Below are 697 nucleotides of genomic sequence, written 5' to 3'. Positions count from 1 at the left end.
AAGGTAGTGCGCTAACCGCAAGGAGGCAGCTAACCACGGTAGGGTCAGCGACTGGGGTGAAGTCGTAACAAGGTAGCCGTAGGGGAACCTGCGGCTGGATCACCTCCTTTCTAAGGAAGCTGTGGAATTGGTAAGACGCTCAACTTGATTGAGATGAACCTTCCCGTGCTTTTTAGAACAAGATCGGACCAGTCAGGTCACGATCGCAACGTAATACGCCCCAGATCTGCTCTGCAGACAGAGGGTATGGCGAAAACCGCCGACTACGTTTCTCTTTCTTCATTAGGATATGAACCATTGAGTGCGCTCACGGGCTGTACGCACCTTCGGTGCTGCCCTCCGCGAGGGCGCCGGACTACCGGCGACGGCCTCTGGCCTGTATTGGCGAGCGTTACTTAACGTAGAGTTTGTCGAGATCGGGCCTGTAGCTCAGTTGGTTAGAGCACACGCTTGATAAGCGTGGGGTCGGAAGTTCAAGTCTTCCCAGGCCCACCATTCGCCTTTTTAAGGTGGTTGGTTTGTTCGATCTTGACCCTCCTGATGGCATTGTCATCGGGTGTTGCGATGGTTGGGGCTGTAGCTCAGCTGGGAGAGCACCTGCTTTGCAAGCAGGGGGTCAGCGGTTCGATCCCGCTCAGCTCCACCAATTCGCTTTTGGTGTCGAGATGACGGGTGCATATCCTTTGAAGAAGTAAAA

Annotated in this window: 2 tRNA genes and 1 rRNA gene; all 3 read left to right on the top strand. The window is 54.4% G+C overall.

From position 1 onward, the window contains the following. Positions 1–110 (top strand): 16S ribosomal RNA (locus JNB91_RS30370); the annotation flags it as partial. A 308-nt stretch (positions 111–418) separates the two neighbouring features. After that, positions 419–495 (top strand) — tRNA-Ile (locus JNB91_RS30365). Positions 496–570: 75 nt separating this feature from the next. Then, positions 571–646, top strand: a tRNA-Ala gene (locus JNB91_RS30360). Positions 647–697: the final 51 nt, after the last annotated feature.

This window comes from Aliirhizobium wenxiniae, from assembly GCF_019511445.1.
GTDB classification, from domain to species: domain Bacteria; phylum Pseudomonadota; class Alphaproteobacteria; order Rhizobiales; family Rhizobiaceae; genus Neorhizobium; species Neorhizobium wenxiniae_A.
The sequence above is the reverse complement of the archived record's forward strand: the minus strand, read 5'-3'. Positions and strand labels throughout refer to the sequence as shown.